The sequence below is a fragment of the Micromonospora sp. NPDC002296 genome, from assembly GCF_040296145.1.
In the GTDB taxonomy this organism is placed as follows: Bacteria; Actinomycetota; Actinomycetes; order Mycobacteriales; family Micromonosporaceae; genus Micromonospora.
The window spans coordinates 1-2,998 of the sequence record NZ_JBEOWQ010000113.1; the positions used below are offsets into that span (position 1 = coordinate 1).

General features: G+C 68.1%; 2 protein-coding genes. Both read left to right on the forward strand.

The features are described 5' to 3' along the window. The first annotated feature begins 473 nt into the window (after nucleotides 1-473). Nucleotides 474-1,793, forward strand: a complete 1,320-nt coding sequence (locus tag ABT023_RS28890) for a PP2C family protein-serine/threonine phosphatase (RefSeq protein WP_350889845.1) — start codon at nucleotides 474-476, stop codon at nucleotides 1,791-1,793. A gap of 418 nt (nucleotides 1,794-2,211) precedes the next feature. Further along, nucleotides 2,212-2,610, forward strand: coding sequence for a DUF3592 domain-containing protein (locus ABT023_RS28895; RefSeq protein WP_350889846.1), 399 nt, complete (start codon nucleotides 2,212-2,214; stop codon nucleotides 2,608-2,610). The last annotated feature ends 388 nt before the right edge of the window (nucleotides 2,611-2,998 follow it).

The window sequence follows — 2,998 nt, forward strand, 5'->3', positions numbered from 1 at the left end:
CCCCTTTTTTTTCTCCCCCGCCCCCACCATATATCTCCCGTCTAGCCCTAACACTCTCTCCCACCCCCCCCCTCTCCCTTTCTTGTTGGGGGGGGGGGGGGGGGGGGGGGGGGGGGGGGGCCCCCCCCCGGCCGCCGACCGAGGAGAAACCGGTCACGCAGACCCTCGACGACGCGACCGACGCCGAGATCTTCGACTTCATCCGGCGCGAACTCGGCGGCCCCGGGGGTGGTGAGCCTTTCGGCGAGACGCGCTGAGTACGGGGCGTGGGTGAAGGAGACGGTGGGCCAGGGCAGGCGCGGACCTCTACGCCGGTGTAGTGGCACGGCACGACCTCTGTGCAGGCACAGGCACTCGCCAGCGTGGTGTTCTGCGTCCTGCCCATCGCCTGGGCGGGGCGCTACTCTTCACCTCAGTCGGAACACGGAACGGGAGCGGTGCCTGAAAGCGGCAGCGGCAGGAGGAGTGACGTGATGGTCAAGGAGGCCATCCCTCCGGCGGCGGGCGAGCTGCCACAGGCCGTGTTCGACCCGGCACGACTGGCAGCGGTCACCGCCTCTGGGCTGCTGGACACCGCCGCCGAGGGCACGTTCGACGACCTCGCGCGGCTGGCTCTGGCCGTCACCGGCACCCGGATGGCGTTCTTCACCGTCGCGGACGGCCGCCGGTCGTTCTGGAAGAGCGCGATCGGCGTAGACCCGACAGCCGGCCGGGAAAACGACATCCGGGACAGCCCGTGCCACATCCTGATCGGCACCGGCGAGCCGCTGATCGCCGAGAACGCCGTCACCGATCCTCGGATCAAGGAGCTGGCCGCAGTCGGCGCGCTTGGCATCGGCGCGTGGGCCGGCTACCCGGTGCTATCACCGGATGGACAGGTACTCGGCGGGTTCTGCGTGGTGGACGACGCTGCCCGGCCCTTCACCGAGCCGCAGCGCGAGGCGCTGCGGATCCTGGCCCGTTCGGTGACCTCCGAGATCGCCCTGCGCCAGGCGCTGCACGACGCCCGCACCGCCGGCGACGCCTCCTCGGCGCTCGCCCGGACCCTGCAGGACAGCCTCCTGCCACCACGGATGCCGATCGCGCCCGGCATGGACGTCGCCGCCGTACACCTGCCGGCCGACACCACCGGTGTGGCCGGCGCGGACGTGGTCGGCGACTTCTACGACCTGTTCCGCACCCGCGGCAAGGCATGGTGCGCCGTGATGGGTGACGTGTGCGGCAAGGGCATCGACGCCGCGAAGGTGACCGCCCTGGCCCGGTACACGATCCGCGCCGAGGCCACCCAGCACGCCCGACCCAGCCTGGTCCTGCACCGCCTGCACGAGGCAATGCTGGAGCAGAAGACCAGCGACCGGTTCCTCACCGCCGCGCTTGCCACTTTCCGCCCATCCGGCGACGGCATCAGCGGGCACTACGCCAGCGCCGGACACCCACCGGCCCTCATCCGCCGCGCGAACGGAACCGTGGAACCACTCGACGCGGCAGGGATCCTGCTGAGCCCATTGATGCGACTCGGCCGAGAGCACCTGAAGGAAACCGCGTTCCACCTGAACCCCGGCGACGCGCTGCTGCTCTACACCGACGGCATCACCGAAGCCCGGGACTGTGGCCAGGGGCCCATGTTCGGCGAGGACCGCCTCGCGCAGTCGCTTGCCGCCACCCACGGTGCCGGCGCCACCGACACCCTGGCCCGACTGTCGAAGGACGCGGCCGGATACGCCGGCGGTCACGCCGTCGACGACACCGCCCTCATGCTGCTACACGTCAACCCCCGGCCTGCTGATCTTTGAGGTGCCCCCGGCAGGATTCGAACCTGCGACACACGGTTTAGGAATGGAGTACGGGCCGAGCTGGGCCCGGCCCACTGGCCTGCATCGTTAGATGCATCCTTCAGGGCGCCTGGTCAAGATCAATCCGTACCTGGTCCATGCAATCGACACTGGCGCTGCGGGCTGCCCGAGGGCGGCCGGAGGCCGCCCGCAGGGCGAGGCCGCAAGCGCGGAAGGGCAAGCTGCGGAGCCAGCCCCTGCCTTACAAAGATCAAGACTGCTGTCGGCTGGCGTTCGGCCGATGGCGGCCGTTGGCGTCGCGCTGGGGTCAGGTTTGGGGGCAGGGAGCAACAGCTTGGGTCAGGGGTTGTTCTGCGGCCCGCTGGCGTCCGGTGACTACCGTGACGGCCGTCATGAGTCACTGAAGAGAGTCGACCAAATGTACTGGTTCATCCTGCTTCTCTGGATTGCCATGGTCGCGGTCTTCTACCTGACCTTGGGCCGGACAACGGTAAGGCAGTGGCGACTGCGGTTTTCCAGTGAGACGGTCACGGTCACCGGCAGGGTCATCAGCCTCCAGCGAAGGATCGGACCGTACGGCCCCGTCACGACCGGGACTCTCCAGTACTCCACCCCAAAGGGCAATTACACGATCAAAGATCACGCCGGGTCAGACCTCAAGCTCGGGCGGAAGTACGAGGTCCGCTACCTCCCGGCGAATCCAAAGGTCGCGATCGTGTGCGGTGGCTCCGACTCACTCGTCTTCGACACCGGCGCCGTCATCGTCATGACCGGGATACTGGCCATCATCGTGTACGCCGTTGCACTGCACCGCTGACTCGTCGGCAGCTCATACGGCAGCTTCATAGCCATAGGCCACGAGAGCCACACGACGGCCAAGCCCAAGCCGCCGCCGAGCCGAACGACGGCCAACCTGAAGCCGCCATCGAGCACCCGGGGTTTGAACTCAGCGACATCGAATGGCCCTTGGCCGCCTCATGGGAGCTGCTGCGGGCTGGTCGGTTGCTGTACTCCGCTGCTGTACTCGTCAACGCGCGGCGTCCTGACGGGGTAGCGCTCGACATCGGCCGGCTGACCATCGAGCTGGAGCGACTTCCACAGAGTTGGCGACTAGGGCCTGTCCTGTCGATCATGGAAGCCAGATGATGGCGGCGATGAGGACCAGGCTGGATCGGTAGAGAGAGGCCCGTTTGGCGTATCGGGTG

What these genes read in the sequence shown, in the direction of transcription:
- ABT023_RS28890 (WP_350889845.1), top strand. Translation starts at nt 474, where the DNA reads ATGGTCAAGGAGGCCATCCCTCCGGCGGCGGGCGAGCTGCCACAGGCC.
- ABT023_RS28895 (WP_350889846.1), top strand. Translation starts at nt 2,212, where the DNA reads ATGTACTGGTTCATCCTGCTTCTCTGGATTGCCATGGTCGCGGTCTTC.